Source organism: Methanosarcina baltica, from assembly GCF_055394095.1.
The window spans coordinates 2361734-2377677 of the sequence record NZ_AP042463.1; the positions used below are offsets into that span (position 1 = coordinate 2361734).

Genomic DNA, 15944 nt, shown 5'->3' on the forward strand with positions numbered 1-15944 from the left:
AAGTGCCGTGTTAAAAAAGTACATAAAAGAAGGGGCAAGAGGCCTGACGCATTCGTCCATGCCCTGCCCTGCCCTACCCTGCCCTTCCATTTACGACAAAACCGGAAATTTGAGGAAGAAGTCTTTTACTGACGGAGAAAATAATTCTGATTTTGTCCTTCAGGCCCTCTGGCACTCGCGCATGAAAGCCCTCAGTTGTTCGCTCAATGCCCCGCAGTAGAAATACCAGGGCTTTTCTTTGACCTCAATTAGCAGATGTTCTGCCCCGTCCCAGGTGAAGTGGGCAACTATCTCGTTTCCTTCAAGTACCCCGGAATTTCCGGGCGTGGCCTCCAGCCCGTATTCCTGAAGTTTTTTCATCATGCAGGTAAATACGTTCGGAGTAACGTTTTTGAACTTTATCCCCCGACAACCTTCCTCTTCCAATCTCTTTCCGGTCATCCTTCCAATCCCGATTCCCAACAGGCCTTATCCTTAATTTGACGTCCTCTGACACTGCCTCACGAAACTTTTTATTTTATTCTGCAATGCCCCGCAACCGATGATAAATGGTTTTTCCGTTATCGTAATAGTAAGCTTTGACTCCCCGTCCCATTCGTAATCGGCAGTAACTCCCTTCCCGGAGAGTTCTCCTTTCTTTCCCGATGGTACGTAAAGCCCGGCCTCGCTAAGCTTTTTCTTCATGCAGTTAAACACATCAGGTGTGACGTTTTTAATTATTACAGGTTTGCATCCCATATCTTTTCCTCTCCTATTTGACATGTGAACTACCCCCACCTGTCAGCCTTCGGCTGTCGTGTTAAACCATAGGTTTAACAGGAGTTTCTAATTTTCAATTAGAAACATCGGGGAAGGAGACTTCACGTCTGTTTGTCAAATTATATTTATAACTCGTCATTGAATAACCTATGTATAAATTCAATTAAATATATTTATTTTCACGATCAAGGAAGCCAATTTCGGTAGTTCAGGATTTCAGAGTAAATACCTGCGACAACTGAGCACAGCCCTCAAAACCTCTTCCCCGCTAATCCTCTCCATCTTCAAATCCATCGATTTTTCAATAACATCAAGGTCAAACGGCAGGCGTTTTTCGACTTCTCTCATAAGCTGGAGGTCCCCGCTCATGATAACGTAGTCTATGTCCGCCTGGGCCTCAAGGACTCTGTTTATGGCCTCCATGATCTTTCCCATGTGGTGGGCGATGTCCTCTTCCCTGAGGCGCTCGAAACGGCGCTGGGAAAAACCGCCTTTAGTGTGCTTTTCCTTAACACTGCTCCGGACGAGTTCTTCGCTTTCAAAGGAGTAGCGGTCGGGAGCAAAGCCTACAAAGGACTCTCCCGCGTGGAGGAGAAGGACAAGCATTCGGTAATCCGCATCCAGACCTTTCTCGAGGGCCTCGGTCTCGAAACTATCTTTAAGGTGCCAGACGCTCCCCTTAATCGGGATGGGGGGGGCAACCGCCTCGGAGACCATACGGTGAACGTCCTGGAAGAGGATCAGGCCGGTTTCGGAATCAAGTTTTTCCAGGATGAAGCGGGTGTTTTCCGGAAGTCTGTCCCGAAGTTTTTCAGGCAGGACATCCGCGAGGTGGCTTCCGGGGGGCAGGTAGACCGTGAGCAGCTCTTCGGAGAAAGGGTCCGGAGCCCTGAATGATACAAGTTTTAAGAGGTATGTCTGCATAGCGGCCGGGCTTAGGGTCTCCAGACCGCGGAACTCAAGCTTTTCAGAGGCCTCTACCCTGAAGCTTTCAAGTTCATGGGTCAGAGTCTGCATTCTCACAAGTTCCTGGTTCAGGCGAGACTCAGCTTCCTGCCTGTCGGCCACGGCATCTCTGGCCAGCTTTTCTCTCTTTTCAAGCTGGATCTGCGCGGTCTTAATGTCTACTTCAAGCTCCACAATCCGGGAATTGAGCCGGTCTATTTCGAGCTCAAGCTGCTCTTTACCAGAGATTTTTCCGAAAAGGGAACTTATGCCCTTTACCATATCTTCCTTTCCATCTCTGCCATCTTTTTTAGCAGTTTTTCCATTTCCCGAAGCTTTTTTACCGTTCATTCCGTTTCCCTTTCCTTTCCAATTATTAACTTATTTTCCTAAGTGATAAAAGAAATTAAGAATATAAAGAATATACTATAACGACGGAGATACGCCATTTACGATTTTTCTGGCGTTTTTTAGTCCGCTTTCAGGTGTTTTAGTCCACCTTCAGGTTTTCAGTCCGCTTGAGTGAGCGCAGCGAGCGAAACGGACCCCGTGCTGTTGCGATTACATCGCAACTCCCAGGAAATCTTCGATTTCCTGTGATCCCGAAGCGGAACTCGGGTAGCGCAACTCGGGTGGTGCGGGAGCGAGAGCTTAAAATACCGGAAGAACAAGTTTTTTTGCATGGAACTTACTGAAGTAGTAAAAACTCTTGAAGAAATTGCACCTCCTGAACTTGCGGAGGACTTTGACGAAGGTCGAATAGGCCTTATCCTCGGTCTGGAAAAAGAAGTTAATAAAATTGCAGTCGCTCTGGACGCAAACGCGTTTACCCTTAAAAAGGCAGCGAAAGCCGGGGCAGACCTTCTTATCACCCACCACACCCTGATCTTCCACCCCGTAAGCAAAATCTCAAAACCTCTCTCTGAAGCCCTTCAAATCGCCCTTGAAAACCGAATTTCGCTTTACAGTATGCACACGAACTACGACCGGGCAGAGGGAGGGATCAACGACGCGCTTGCGGAAAGGCTGGGGCTCCGGGAAATAGAGGTGCTTGATATGGGGAGGATAGGAGAAATCGAACCCTGTTCTCCGGCCGAACTGGCAACTCATGTATCCCGCTGCCTGAAAACCCCCGTTACCTACGCCGGTGAAAAGGAAGAAATCAGGCGCATCATGGTCTCAGGAGGTAGCGGTTTTCGACACGAATCCCTGGCTCTTGCCCGGGAAAAGAGGGTGGACGCCTATATCTCGGCCGAGCTGAAGCATGACGTGCTGCGTTCCGCAGAAGACCTCTGCCTGATAGACGCAACCCATTACGCCACAGAAAACCCTGGAATGGAGGCGCTCTGTCCGAGGCTCCGGGACCTGCTTGGAATCGAGGTGGAGTTTATTGACCAGCCCTCGGGGCTTAAAACGGTTCAGACAGAACTTTGAAAAAATGAGTGAGAAAAAACCAGGGAGGGCGCATAGGTATGAAAAATGAAAAAAGTTCCGGAACCAAAAAAACCGAATCAATAGACGACGAAACCCTGGAACAACTGCTCAAAGAACAGATGCAAAATCAGATCCGTTCCGATTACAGGCGTAGCCTTGGAAAAGAACACCAGAGACGGTATATGGAATAATGCAACGGAACTTCGGGTCTATTACCCCGTACAATCATTCAGCCCGAATATAAAATTTATTTATTCTGTTCATCCGGAGCTTTTATAGACGGGACGCTACGTCCCAATATCTTTTTTACCGTTTCGGGACGCATCATGGTCCCCCCAAGCAGGATAACCCAGCCAAGTGGAAAGAGGAATAGTAGAAGACAGTATATAGCAATGAGGGCAAAGATAGATTTCCCTGCGGTATCTATTATTTTATTGTCCATTCCCGCATTCCTCCAATTTTACTATGAACAGAAAGATCAGAGTGTATTTTGACGGTTGTATGCTGTTGACTTGAAGGCTTTTTAGATACACTGCTAAAACCAGTTACATTAATAGTATGGATGCTATGATATATTAAATTTCTTTAAAGGTATCTTTACCCTGTGTGAGTTGGGAAAAAGGAGACGAAAAGGAAGGTAAAATAGAACAAAAATGGGAACAAGGGACAGTATCCCCTGTTTAAAATTTCCCAGTTTTAAAAGTACCTGTGCGCGTTTTCAACAGCTTTTACGATCAGGTCAACACAGGTCTTGACATCGGCCAGGTCCAGCACTTCCACGGGAGAGTGGATATAACGGGTGGCTATGCTCACGGTGCCGGTTGGAATTCCTTCCCGGGTTAGGTGGATGGCCGTGGCATCGGTGGTCCCTCCGGAGCCGACTCCGAGCTGGTAAGGGACCTTGGCGTCCCTGGCGTTTTCTTTGAGCCATCTGAGGACCTGCGGGTGAGCGATTAAGCCCCTTCCGGAAGCGTCCGCAACCGTTATTACAGGACCTTTTCCAATTTCTAGGCAAGAATCGAGCTTTGTGATTCCGGGGTGGTCTCCGGGGATGGTGGTATCAATCGCAAGGGCAATGTCCGGGTTCAAACCAAAAGCCGCGGTTCTGGCTCCTTTTAAGCCCACCTCTTCCTGCACGGTGCCCACGGCGTAGACATTTGCGTCAATTTTGAGTTCTGCAAGCCTTTTCATGACTCCGATAAGGATTACGATTCCTGCCCGGTTATCAAAGGCCTTTGAGGTCACCTTTCCGTTTGCAAGGGGTGCGAATTCCCGGTCCTGGGATATGGGGGTCCCGATTTCAACTCCCAGCTTTTCGGCATCTTCCCGGTCCTTTGCCCCGATGTCAATGAACATGTCCTCATATTTGACCGGTTTTTTCCGGTCCTCATCCTTCATGACGTGAGGGGGCTTGGAGCCGATTACTCCCACAACCGGGCCGCTTGAGCCGTGGACTATCACGCGTTGGTTCAGAAGAGTCTGGTCAAACCAGCCCCCGATCTTGACAAAACGGAGGAAGCCGTCCTCATCGACGTACTTAACCATAAGTCCAATTTCGTCCATGTGAGCCGCCAGCATAACCGAAGGGCCCTTACCTTTTCGGGTCGCGATCAGGTTTCCCATTGTATCGGTCCGGATCTGGTCAACGTAGGGTTCAAGTTCCTTTTCAAGGAGTTTCCGTATCTCGGATTCCGAGCCTGAAATTCCATGGGCATTGCTAAACTTTTCAAGAGATTTTTGAATTACTTCCAATTCCTGAATATTTTCCATCTTTGCTTCTCTCCTGATGAGATTATCTGAATATATTTTCTAAATATTATATAGAGCTCAATTATTATATGAATTTACTATCCCTCATTGTTCCGATTATCGTTTAAACTTTTGTACGGGGTAATTCAAGGAAAAATCAGGAAAAAATCATGGGATATTCAGGGAAAATTCAGGGAAAATTCAGGGAAATTGACTAAGAGCAGAACCTCCTGCAGAGGCTCAGAAAGACAGAAACATTAAAATCCCTTCAGGTAAATTAGATGACAGGTGAAATAACAAATGTCAGCAGAATTACCTCCACAAATCCAGAACCAGATAGCTCAGTTACAGCAGGTGCAGCAGCAGATTCAGGCACTTGTAATGCAGAAGTCTCAGCTTGAGGCTATGCAGAAAGAGTCAAGTATGGCCCTTGAAGAGCTTGAAAAGCTGGCCGAGGACGCGGTTGTTTACCGCAACGTCGGAGAACTGGTAATAAAAACGAACAAGGATGAGTCCATTGTTAAACTGAAGGACAGGCAAGAAACCGTTTCCCTCAGGCTCCAGTCAATTACAAGACAGGAAGAAAGACTTACAAATCGTTTCAAGCAGTTACAGGAACAGATCCAACATGCGATGGGTGGGACTCCGCAGGCGGAATAATTTTTTATTTTGAATTAACGTACATCTGTATAAGCCCTGTATATACAGTATGTACATATACAATATGTGCATATACAGTATGTATATGTACAGAATGTAAGGCTTGATAAATATAGTTTTAGCTTTAACTGACTGTACCTTAACACCTGTATCTTAACTGACCGTATTATACGTTTGGAGTGGGCCTGGACTTTATTATTCAGGCCCATGAACAGTATCGAATGCATGAACGAAAGTGATGGCCAGAGTGGACAATGGAAGTTGACGAAGTAGAGTTTTTTAACCGACTCCTTGACTATCAGGATATTTTATATTTGTGCCACCGGAATGCAGACCCTGATGCAGTTAGCAGTGCCTTTGCCCTTTCCGAAGCCATCGGAGGCACCGTGGGCCTTGTGGACGGCTGCAACAGGGTAGCATCCATTCTGATCTCAAAACTTGGAATAGAGGTAGTGGATAAGCCTGACCCGGCGGATTACGGCCTTACGGTAGTGGTGGACACCTCGACACAGGCCCAGTTGAACGATATAGAGCTCAGAAATTACTCTGTTCTCGATCACCATATGACAACCGCCCTGACCGTAAATGCCGATTTTTTCCTGCGCAGGAACACGACTTCTACGGTTGAAATCGTTTACGATATTCTGAAAGCCATGGGAGCACCCATAACCCAGCGGGTAGGAATTGGGATGCTTACCGGGATTATTACGGACACCGGGCATTTCAAACACGCAACTGTTGATACCTTTCGCACGGTTGCGAACATCATAGAAAACAGCGGTGTGGAGTACGGGGAAGTACTTGAACTGATGGCTGCCACGCCTCAGGACATCTCCATGCGCATCGCTGTCCTGAAAGCCGCAAGCCGCAACCAGATAGAAAGGGTTGGAGAAATGCTGATAGTGACCTCACATGTAAGTTCCTTCGGAGGTTCGGCATCCTCCATGCTCATCAACATCGGAGCGGATGTCTCTTTTGTAGGGACGGCAAAAAACGGCAGCGTCCGGATAAGCGCCCGCGCTAAAAGGGATGCTGTAAACGCAGGGCTCAACCTAGGCCAGCTCATGGAAGACGTGAGTGTCGAATATAAGGGCACCGGAGGCGGGCATTCCGGAGCTGCAGGTCTCGAGGTGATAGGTGACCTGGATGAAGTACTCTGGAAATGCCGGGAAAAAGCAAAAGAGACTCTTAAAGCTTTGATTCCCGCAAAAATCCCTAAAAAAGTCTATTTTAAAGATGAATCATAAATAAATAGAAGCCCCGGGGCTCAAAAAACCGGGTTTTATTTTTTATCGCAGAGTTCAGGAAGAAATACGAATACTTGCCTTTTTTGACATAAAGAACAATTATTTTTTATAGGATAATCTGGCTTCTTTTCTAACGTTATGCCTTCCGGAAGCTCCGGGGATCTGAAAAACGGAGCTCTGGAGGACGTCAACTGCCTCTGAGCTAAAGATACAGGGGTTTTTTGCTATGTATTATACATAAATAACTAAATAAAAAAATAAATAAATATTAAAATTTCAGTGTGAAAAAAAGAGCGTGAGAATATGCCAGAATACTGGGATCCTGAAATTGAAACAATGCCTGTAGATGAATTGATGAAACTGCAGGAAGTAAAACTGAAAGAACTGGTGCATTACGTGTACGAGAACTCTCCTTTTTATAAGCAGAGGTTTGACGAGCACGGTGTTCACCCCGATGACATTCAGACCCTTGAAGACATCACAAAGTTACCTTTTACATTTAAGCAGGATCTCAGAGACACCTACCCCACAGGAATGTTCTGCGTCCCCAATTCAAAGCTCGTCCGTTTCCACGCATCCTCGGGGACAACAGGAAAACCAACGGTAGTGGGTTATACTAAAAATGACATTGAAGAATGGGCCGAATCCCTTGCAAGGGCCTTCACGTCTGTTGGGGTCGGAAAAGAAGATGTCCTGCAGATCAGTTACGGTTACGGTTTATTCACAGGCGGGCTCGGGGTCCACTACGCCAGCGAAAAGGTCGGGGCCAGCGTGCTTCCCACAAGTTCGGGGAACACCGAACGCCAGCTTGATCTTATGAAGGATCTCGGGACAACGGTTATCGCCTGCACTCCTTCATACTTTTCATACATGATCGAAGCTGCCCAAAAAGAAGGGTTCAGCATTAAGGATGATACTAAAATAAAAATAGGGATTTTTGGGGCCGAACCCTGGAGCCAGGAACTCAAGGAAAGAATTGAAAAAGATGCCGGAATAAAAGCCTACGACATCTACGGGACTTCGGAACTGAGCGGTCCGCTTTTCACTGATTGTATAGAACAGTGCGGCATTCACATCTGGGCCGACAAGTACATTGTGGAAATCCTTGACCCGGAAACCGGTAAGCCTGTACCCGATGGGGAGACCGGAGAACTTGTGATTACCACCCTTACAAAAGAAGCCCTTCCGCTCATCAGGTACAGGATAAGGGACCTGACCAAAAAAATCACAGAGCCCTGCAAGTGCGGAAGGACACACCCGAGGATCACCCGGATTACGGGCCGCTCGGACGACATGCTCATCATCCGCGGCATAAACGTCTTCCCGGGTCAGGTCGAGTCCGTGCTTTTGAAGATCCCGGAAGTCGGGAATCACTTCATGATTATCGTGGACAGGAAAGGGGAACTCGACTCTATGAAAGTGGAGATCGAAATGAGCGAATCCGCGTTCAGTGACCGGATGTCGGACATGATGAACCTGGAGAAAAAGGTGGCTGCGGCCCTTAAGAGTGTGCTCAACCTTGCAGTGAAGGTGGAACTTGTTGAGCACGGTTCCCTTCCCCGTTCAACCGGTAAATCGAAGAAGGTCATCGATAAGAGACCAAAGCTCTAAGCGGGTCAATTACCCCTCCCTAAAATCTTAGCCTTTAGGCTAATATTTTAGAGTAAGGGGCTTGCTTCGGTAAGCCCTAGTTGAATAGCCTTTCGTTATACTGGTCATGATATTCGAGGATACTCCACACGTTCTCGGAGATTTCGATCTGGATTAAACATCCCTGAGAGGTAGGGGAAGTGTTCAGGTCATTAACAAGCCAGTATAACAGTGGCGATGTGGACCCACTCCTGCAAAGGAGGACAGAACATAAGGTCACTGTCAAACAACATTAAGGTTCCCTGTTAAACAAAAAATGGGGGCCTTAGTCTCGACGCATTCATCTCCCACCTGCCAGTTCCTCCAAAGTCGGAACTGTCGTGTTAAACCATAGGTTTAACAGGAGTTTCTAATTTTCAATTAGAAACATCGAGGAAGGAATCTTCTGCTGTCTGAGATAAAGTTCCGAACAAAATATATTTTCGGGCCGGGAAAAGTGCAGGGACTCGATAGGTCGGCTGTCCCCAACTAAAATGGTGGGTACCCCTTCACCTCTCCCTCTCTTCTCTGTCCTCCCAATCAGTAAATATACAGGATAACTTATAATACGGGAAAGAACTTTCTCATCTAAGAAAATATCACAGAAAGGGTTGTGTTGGAATGGAAGAAAAGATCATAAAACAGATTTCCCTCTTTGCAGAGAACAAACCTGGCAGGCTTGCAAAGGTTGCCGATAAACTGAGGACCGAAGGTATAAACATCCGGGCCTTTACAATTGCGGAATCAGGAGATTTCGGGATCATACGCATGGTGGTGGACAGGTCAGATGATGCCCACAGGGTCCTGCATGATGCAGGGTTTACGGTTTCCGAGACCGAAGTACTCGGGATCGAGATGGATGACCTTCCCGGTAGCATGTCCATGATTGCGGAGGTGCTCGGAAAAGCAGATATCAATCTGGATTATGCATATGCCTTCATCACCAGGGGTCAGAAAGCCCTCCTTATCATAAGGGTAAACGATATTAAAAATGCCATCCAGCTCCTGCAGGAGCAGAAGGTCCGGCTCATCGGCATGAAGGAGCTTGAAAAGCTCTGATTTTTAAAAAACATTTGATTTTTAAAAAATATCTGATTGTATCTGATTATTAAGGGAAAGGGAAATAAAAAAAGTCAATTCAAAGGCAGTTCATTCCCATTCCCTATCATTCCTTTTTTAAGACTGCCATTGCCTCGCTGTGCTGGAGATCCTGGGATCTTCATGGATTGCCTGACAATTGAAATATAAAAAATAACTGGAAAAATTAACAATTACAATGAATTGCAGAACTGATAATCCTGAGGCCCTCCTTAAAAGTAAACTGGGAGGATCCCACACCACAATCATAGGAGGCCGGGCAGGGAGAAAGCTCGTAAGGCTTGTAAGCCAGCACCCGGAAGTCAAAAAGATAATCCCGGCCGTAATTTCCGTAAAAGGGACAGCCGGGGGAAAACTTTTTGGGAAACTCTTGCGGGCGGATTCCAGGGGGAATTTAAGGTTGCTCCTCTCGGAAGGCCGGAGCGTCCAGGAACTCCGGCTTGTGACCACGGTAGGGACTGCTGTCGAGGGGGAGAGGATTGTGGATGAACTTACAGAAATATTAAAAAATGAACTGTAATAAAACAGGAAGTGAGTCTGCTTGGCGTTTATAGGGATTGACCACGGTACAACAGCAATGCGTTTTGCCTTGCTTGAAGGGAAGATAGTCCGGACATTCGAGTTATCAAGGACGAAGGCCGCAAGTCTTTCCGAGGCCGAAATTTTGAGGGAATTAGAAAAGAACCTTGAAACGTCCCGGGAAAAGATTGAACTTGTCGGGCTGACCTATTCCATGGGCGACGGTTTTTCCAGTATCAAAGACCTCCGGGCCCTGGAGGGAAGAGGGCTTCAAAGTGTGGAAGGAGCCGGGAAAAAGACCGGGGGAGGCACGAAGGTCTTTGAGGCGATCCGGAACTCGGGCATTCCGGCCGTGGCAATCCCGGGGCTTCATACCAACAGTCGCGTGGATCCAAGGATGAAGGTCTTTTCCCACCTCACAAGCCCGGAAAAACTGGGAATTGCCTATCATATCCACTGCCTGGGCTATGAAGACTTCGTGATGGCCGATATAAGCTCGAATACCGTTACCCTTGCCATTGCGGCAGGAAAGGTGCTCGGAGCAATCGATGCCTGCATCTTTGCCCCCGGCGTGCACCACGGCCCCCTTGACCTGCAGGCAATCCGGAACGTGGACGCAGGCTTGATAAGCGCAAACCAGGCCTTCATAGAAGCCGGGACCTTAAAAATGACCCCCTACGGAGACCGGGACGAGCTACTCGCCGCCGCCGAAAAAGGAGAAGAAGCAGCCCTCCTTGCCCTGGACACCATTGCCCTCTTCGCGGCCATGGAGATAGTTTCCCTCGAACTACTGCTCAGGGACTACGGAAAAGAAGGAGATATTTTCCTTGCAGGCTCAATTGCAGAAGTCTCCAGAGTCCGGGAAAAAATCAACAGACACCTTGGCCGGGAGTGCAAAGCCCTCGGAAAATGGCATGCAGCCATAGGCTGTGCCGAGATTGCCAGAGACGTCTTCGGAGGCGCAGAGGAAATCCTCGGCCTTGAAGTAGAATGGACCTGAAAATAATGTCAACTACCCCCACCTAAAACCTTCGCCTAACGGCTCAGGTTTTTGAGGAAGGGGTCTCCGCTGAGGTAAGATGATCAGGGATCAAAAGTCTCTAATTTTTTAATTTTTTTAGTCCGCTTGAGCAGGCAAAAATAGGATTTGAAGTCCACTTGAGCAGGCAAAAATAGGATTTGAAGTCCGCTTGAGCTCGCGCAGCGAGCGAAACGGACCGCGTGCTGTTGCGATTTCATCGCAACTCCCAGGAAACCTTCGATTTCCTGTGATCCCGAAGCGCAACTCGGGAAGTGCAACTCGGGAAGTGCAACTCGGGTGATCAATGCTTTTCCACATTTTCATCGGAGTCTTTCTCGTCTTCTTCCTCCACAAATTCCGAAACCACGATTTCATCTGCGTCGTAGCTCATTCTGTCCTTGCTCATCAGGATTACATAATCTGCAGAATTTCTGAGGGCCGTGGAAAAGCCGGGTTCGACTCCGAAGAGGATCGTCTCCTTGCCGTGTTCGTTTGCCTTGTTCAGGAGAGGTTTGAAGTCCGCGTCCCTTGTTACGATTGCCAGGGTATCGATGTTGGGGTTGTAGACCAGTTCCATACCCTCGACCGCAAGGCGGACGTCCACGTCACTTGAGCAGATAATAGGCTCGAACCCGTGGTTTTCAATTGCTTCGACCAGCTTGTCAGAAGCGTACTGGTTCAGGAAAACTCTCCCTATCTTGACGTTGCCGTAAGCTTTCAACACGTCTCTGATTTCTTCAAGGTTTACGTCAAACTCCTTCCTGAGAATGTTCGGGCCGTCCACTAAAAGTCCGATTTTCCTTCTCCCTACTTCTTTTTTCGAACGAAGGTACTTTGAAATTGAATCGAGTCCGCTTTTTACAGGTTTCATGCATAACATCCTCTATAAATGTGATAAATAAAAAACCGGAACGCAAAGGCCCACTGTCCCCCTGGCCAGATTTGTGATGATTATATTACAGGAACGCAGCAGAAAGCCTCAGGGCTTTAGCGTGTAGTTGACAAGTTAGGGTCTAATATCTATATTTATATTATATATAAAAACAAATTATAATTTATCGGAAAATACCCCTTTTCTTACTTCCCTAACCAGGTAAGACCCCTCTTTCAGTTCAAAGAGGTTTTCCATTTTTCTCCCTGCTTTTCTCCTGCTGTACTGGATCTCTCCACATTTTAGGAGAAATTCATCGTATATTCTTTCAAACTTCTCAAACTCCTCCTCCGAGAGTTCAATAACCCCTTCCCGGCCCCTTAACCAGTCATAGACCCTGAGAAGTGTAACTTCTCTTACACGTTTCAGGCCTTCTGCTTCAGAGAGATCTGACTCTTCCGAATTCGGTACCTCAAAGTAGATGCTTGTTTTAAGTTCGGGGACCCAGGCCCCGTACACACGCTTAAAATCCAGGACCTGGATGGGTATTTTTTCCCCTTCCGAAGGCCTGGGAAAATATCCGGGAAGGATAAACCTCTCGTTTTCCAACCTTTACCACCTGTTCTGGGACTGCCAGTATTTTTCCTGTATTTTTTTGATCCTGTAGCCCATGTAGAGCCCCACGAAAAGCCCGCTCAGGTGGGCGATATGAGCCACCATGTCCATTGAATGGAGCATGAGGAAGTCAACCAGGGCAAAGAGTACAAGGGCATGTTTTATCCGCATGGGGATAAAGTAGACGTAGACACGGAGTTCCGGCTCAAGCACCGCAAGGGCCGCAAAGATCCCGTAGATGGCCCCGCTCGCTCCGATGATAGGGGCGGGAAAAATCCCGAGAAGGGGAATGCTCATGAAGGTATGCCCGATTGCCGAGAGCACTCCCGCCGTGAAGAAAATCCCGAGCATCTGCTTTTTCCCAGCTCTCTGCTCAATCGCAGGCCCGAAGAAGAACAGGACAATCATATTGAATAAGATATGAGTGAAGTCATTATGCAGGAAGATATAAGTCACAAGTGTCCAGGGCCGGCTCAGCAGGTAGGCAGGATTAAACTGAAAGGTCTGGATGTAAAGGTCCCCCAGGTATGGGGACGTATTTTTTAAGAAAATTTGTAGTAAGAAAGAAAGTACACAAATGGCAATAAGTGCCATTGAAGGACTCGTGGACACGGAACGTTTTATTTTATCCATGAGGTTTCCTTCAGATATATATAATGTGTTATGTGGGGTGTTTTTCTGAAACATGTTTTCCTGTTTACCTTTGCGGTTAATATAGTATAAAACTACCTGAAGTATTCTGCTTCTTTCCTGAAAAAGATATTAGACACGCAGGAGGCCTTATGTGAGGCTTAATGGCCCCCAGACTTTTTGAAAATCTTATTAATAGGCACACCTTGTGGCAATATTAAATTAATTAATATGATGAAATGGGCCATATTTTGGGAAATTACGGACTTTTTTGACTATCTAACAAATATTGGGTCAATTATTTGAAAAAAAAGAAGAATCTGTAGAAAAAACAGTGAAAATAATTCATAATGATATATACAAAGAAAACGATAATGATATTGACTATAAAATGCTGAAAGATCTCATATTAAATTAAGTTATTGGAATTCGTTTACAGTGTTTACTGACCCTTTTTTAGGGTTAATCATCCAATATATATAAATTGTGGTCAGCATAATTATATTATATTTAATATATAAAAAAATAAAATGTATCTAATAATATATATATCACAATTTTTACAGTTTATTTTAATTGCATAAGGATTATTATTATATTCCAAAGGAAATTAAATTATGCAAATCAAAAAATAACATTTATTTTGAATATCGTAACATATAATAATATTTAATAAAAATATTGTATGCAATAAAAAAACAAATTAAAAAAAAACAAGAGTCAGTAGACGGGGATGGGCAACTTTGTAAATGATTATTATGCATTATTCCTTTCTGGTATGAAACCTGATCTACCATCCTCTTCTCCTATCGAAACAGTGTACAACAAATTAGAAAATATTATATAGACATGATACGTTAAGTTCACTTAATTAGTATTTATCAACCATCGGAAACGATCTCTGCTTAAACATAGAGATCAAAATCGTTGGGAAAAACGATTTTTTGAAGAAAAAGGCTTTAAAAACAAATTAGGTAACTATTCAGCCATACTTTGAACAAAGGCAATTTTTCCTCGTTTCGAGGAAAAATTGCATATAAAATAACTCTATCTCTTCAGTATCATGCTTACACGTGAAGAGATTCTTGAAATCTATGAAGAAGGCCCTGAAGCAGTCGTTGCTGTAATTCAGAGACTTGAGACTATCATAGAGAAACAGGCTTCTCAAATTGCTGAACTTGAGGAACGTGTAAGGGTTTTAGAGGCTCGTCTAAATCAAAACAGCCAAAACAGCAGTAAACCTCCTTCTACTGACGTTTTTGTGAATGAAAAACCTAAACCTAAGAGTAGCCGCACAAGAAGTGGGAAAAAACCTGGTGGTCAAAAAGGTCATTCTGGAAGTACTTTCGAAATGGTTGGGGATCCTGACCATATAATATTTCATTCCCCTCACTGCTGTGAAAATTGTGGTCATGATCTTGAAGATACTGAAGTTCGGGACTGTGAACGCAGGCAAGAAGCTGATATTCCTCCTGTGAACATCATATTTACCGAACATCGTGCTGAGTCCAAGAAATGCCCTCACTGTGGGAAAATAAACAAAGGTACTTTTCCAGACTCTATAAAATTCCCTATTCAATATGGACCTCGCCTTTTATCCTCTCTTGTATATTTAAGGAACTTTCAATTGATTCCTTATAAACGGATTTGTGATTTGTCAGAGGACTTTTATGGAATACGTATCAGCCCTGCTACCATAAAAAGAGCTGAAAAGGAATTATTCCAGAAATTGGAACCTTTCGAAAAAGCTGTTTTCGAACATCTACGGGTAGCCTATTCTGTACATTGTGATGAAACAGGAATGAGGGTTTTAGGGACAAAATGGTGGCTCCATGTTGTTTCAAACAGTCTGTGGACATACTATTTTGTACATCCAAAAAGAGGATCAGAGGCAATGAATGCTTTGGGTTTTCTTCCAGAATACAAGGGGGTAGTAGTTCATGATGGTTGGGCATCATACAACAAATATGGATGTGAACATGCTCTCTGCAATGCTCATCTTAAGAGGGACCTCACTGGAGTTGAAGAGAATTTTGAGCAGCAATGGGCTAAAAAAGTAAATGAACTTCTGAGTGAAGTAAAAAAATATACCGACGAATGCAGAGAAATGGAAATTCCAATAGATCCAATAAAAGTCAGGGCATTCGAGGAAATATACGATAAAATAATTAAAGAGGGAATTGAAGAAAATCCACCTCCTGACCTCTCAAAACAGGTTAAAAAAAGAGGAAGACCAGCACAAACAAAAGCAAAGAATCTCCTTGATAGGTTCATAAAATACAAGGATAGGATTCTGAAATTCCTCAATGACCTGAGAGTTCCATTTGATAATAATCAAGCAGAGCGAGACATCAGAATGATGAAGCTACAACAGAAGATTTCGGGAACTTTCCGAAGCATCGAAGGAGCGGTAGCTTTCTGCAGAATTCGGGGATACATATCCACTATTAGAAAGAATAGCTTGAATGTCATGGATGCTATTCGAGCGGCGCTCAATGGAGCGCCGCTATTATCCGATAGTTGCAACATTAGCTGAAACTATGCTTTTTTTATCAGTAGGCTGAATAGTTACCAAATTAGTTAAATAGTAGAAGCCTTAAAAATGATTTTCAGTCTGGCAACCCATAAAAAACGTTTATTTGGGGAAAAACGTTCATTCAGGACTTTGATATTTGGAAAAAACGATTTATTAAAAAAAATGTGTCGTTTAAACCCAATAAAAAAAAACGGGAAATCTACGGAATTATATATAATTAATATTCATTAA

At 45.1% G+C, this 15944-nt stretch carries 17 protein-coding genes; 9 read left to right on the forward strand and 8 right to left on the reverse strand.

Features of this window, described 5'->3' with window-relative positions; translation table 11 throughout:
* Positions 1 to 159: 159 nt before the first annotated feature.
* The 3 genes from ACZ5QV_RS10315 to ACZ5QV_RS10325 all read right to left on the reverse strand — a co-directional run bounded on the left by ACZ5QV_RS10315 (position 160) and on the right by ACZ5QV_RS10325 (position 2055).
* Complete coding sequence (locus tag ACZ5QV_RS10315; RefSeq protein ID WP_464599736.1) at positions 160 to 441, reverse strand: hypothetical protein; 282 nt, start codon at positions 439 to 441, stop codon at positions 160 to 162.
* Between the two features lie 33 nt (positions 442 to 474).
* Positions 475 to 762, reverse strand: a complete 288-nt coding sequence (locus tag ACZ5QV_RS10320) for a hypothetical protein (protein WP_464599737.1) — start codon at positions 760 to 762, stop codon at positions 475 to 477.
* 213 nt (positions 763 to 975) lie between these two features.
* Entirely contained in the window at positions 976 to 2055 is a 1080-nt protein-coding gene (locus ACZ5QV_RS10325) for a Vms1/Ankzf1 family peptidyl-tRNA hydrolase (RefSeq protein ID WP_464599738.1), read from the reverse strand.
* Between the two features lie 330 nt (positions 2056 to 2385).
* Here ACZ5QV_RS10325 and ACZ5QV_RS10330 point away from each other — a divergent pair, with 330 nt between their 5' ends.
* Positions 2386 to 3138, forward strand: coding sequence for a Nif3-like dinuclear metal center hexameric protein (locus ACZ5QV_RS10330; RefSeq protein ID WP_464599739.1), 753 nt, complete (start codon positions 2386 to 2388; stop codon positions 3136 to 3138).
* 38 nt (positions 3139 to 3176) lie between these two features.
* Positions 3177 to 3329, forward strand: coding sequence for a hypothetical protein (locus ACZ5QV_RS10335; RefSeq protein ID WP_464599740.1), 153 nt, complete (start codon positions 3177 to 3179; stop codon positions 3327 to 3329).
* A gap of 56 nt (positions 3330 to 3385) precedes the next feature.
* On the opposite strand, the gene ACZ5QV_RS10340 is transcribed toward ACZ5QV_RS10335, so the two are convergent.
* Positions 3386 to 3580: a hypothetical protein gene (locus tag ACZ5QV_RS10340; protein ID WP_464599741.1), complete on the reverse strand. Its 195-nt coding sequence runs from the start codon at positions 3578 to 3580 to the stop codon at positions 3386 to 3388.
* 254 nt (positions 3581 to 3834) lie between these two features.
* Entirely contained in the window at positions 3835 to 4908 is a 1074-nt protein-coding gene (locus ACZ5QV_RS10345; protein ID WP_464599742.1) for a M42 family metallopeptidase, read from the reverse strand.
* A 279-nt stretch (positions 4909 to 5187) separates the two neighbouring features.
* Between ACZ5QV_RS10345 and ACZ5QV_RS10350 the strand changes: the two genes are divergently transcribed.
* From ACZ5QV_RS10350 to ACZ5QV_RS10375, 6 genes are all read left to right on the forward strand, one after another.
* Positions 5188 to 5547 carry a prefoldin subunit beta gene (locus ACZ5QV_RS10350; protein WP_464599743.1) on the forward strand — a complete coding sequence of 120 codons (360 nt, stop codon included), beginning with the start codon at positions 5188 to 5190 and terminating at the stop codon, positions 5545 to 5547.
* A 254-nt stretch (positions 5548 to 5801) separates the two neighbouring features.
* Complete coding sequence (locus ACZ5QV_RS10355) at positions 5802 to 6794, forward strand: DHH family phosphoesterase (protein WP_464599744.1); 993 nt, start codon at positions 5802 to 5804, stop codon at positions 6792 to 6794.
* Between the two features lie 303 nt (positions 6795 to 7097).
* On the forward strand, positions 7098 to 8405 hold the full coding sequence (locus ACZ5QV_RS10360; protein ID WP_464599745.1) for a phenylacetate--CoA ligase family protein: 1308 nt from the start codon (positions 7098 to 7100) through the stop codon (positions 8403 to 8405).
* Between the two features lie 639 nt (positions 8406 to 9044).
* Positions 9045 to 9482 (forward strand): ACT domain-containing protein, encoded by a 438-nt coding sequence (locus ACZ5QV_RS10365; RefSeq protein WP_464599746.1) that lies wholly within the window; start codon positions 9045 to 9047, stop codon positions 9480 to 9482.
* A 217-nt stretch (positions 9483 to 9699) separates the two neighbouring features.
* A complete protein-coding gene (locus ACZ5QV_RS10370) occupies positions 9700 to 10041 on the forward strand; it encodes a DUF2103 domain-containing protein (RefSeq protein ID WP_464599747.1) in 342 nt (113 codons plus the stop codon).
* 21 nt (positions 10042 to 10062) lie between these two features.
* Positions 10063 to 11040, forward strand: a complete 978-nt coding sequence (locus ACZ5QV_RS10375; protein ID WP_464599748.1) for a methanogenesis marker 12 protein — start codon at positions 10063 to 10065, stop codon at positions 11038 to 11040.
* A gap of 322 nt (positions 11041 to 11362) precedes the next feature.
* On the opposite strand, the gene ACZ5QV_RS10380 is transcribed toward ACZ5QV_RS10375, so the two are convergent.
* The 3 genes from ACZ5QV_RS10380 to ACZ5QV_RS10390 all read right to left on the reverse strand — a co-directional run bounded on the left by ACZ5QV_RS10380 (position 11363) and on the right by ACZ5QV_RS10390 (position 13180).
* Complete coding sequence (locus ACZ5QV_RS10380; RefSeq protein WP_464599749.1) at positions 11363 to 11932, reverse strand: TIGR00288 family NYN domain-containing protein; 570 nt, start codon at positions 11930 to 11932, stop codon at positions 11363 to 11365.
* Between the two features lie 177 nt (positions 11933 to 12109).
* Positions 12110 to 12541, reverse strand: coding sequence for a hypothetical protein (locus ACZ5QV_RS10385; protein WP_464599750.1), 432 nt, complete (start codon positions 12539 to 12541; stop codon positions 12110 to 12112).
* A 3-nt stretch (positions 12542 to 12544) separates the two neighbouring features.
* Positions 12545 to 13180 carry a rhomboid family intramembrane serine protease gene (locus ACZ5QV_RS10390; RefSeq protein WP_464599751.1) on the reverse strand — a complete coding sequence of 212 codons (636 nt, stop codon included), beginning with the start codon at positions 13178 to 13180 and terminating at the stop codon, positions 12545 to 12547.
* Between the two features lie 1060 nt (positions 13181 to 14240).
* Here ACZ5QV_RS10390 and tnpC point away from each other — a divergent pair.
* Positions 14241 to 15713, forward strand: coding sequence for an IS66 family transposase (gene tnpC, locus ACZ5QV_RS10395; RefSeq protein WP_464599339.1), 1473 nt, complete (start codon positions 14241 to 14243; stop codon positions 15711 to 15713).
* Positions 15714 to 15944: the final 231 nt, after the last annotated feature.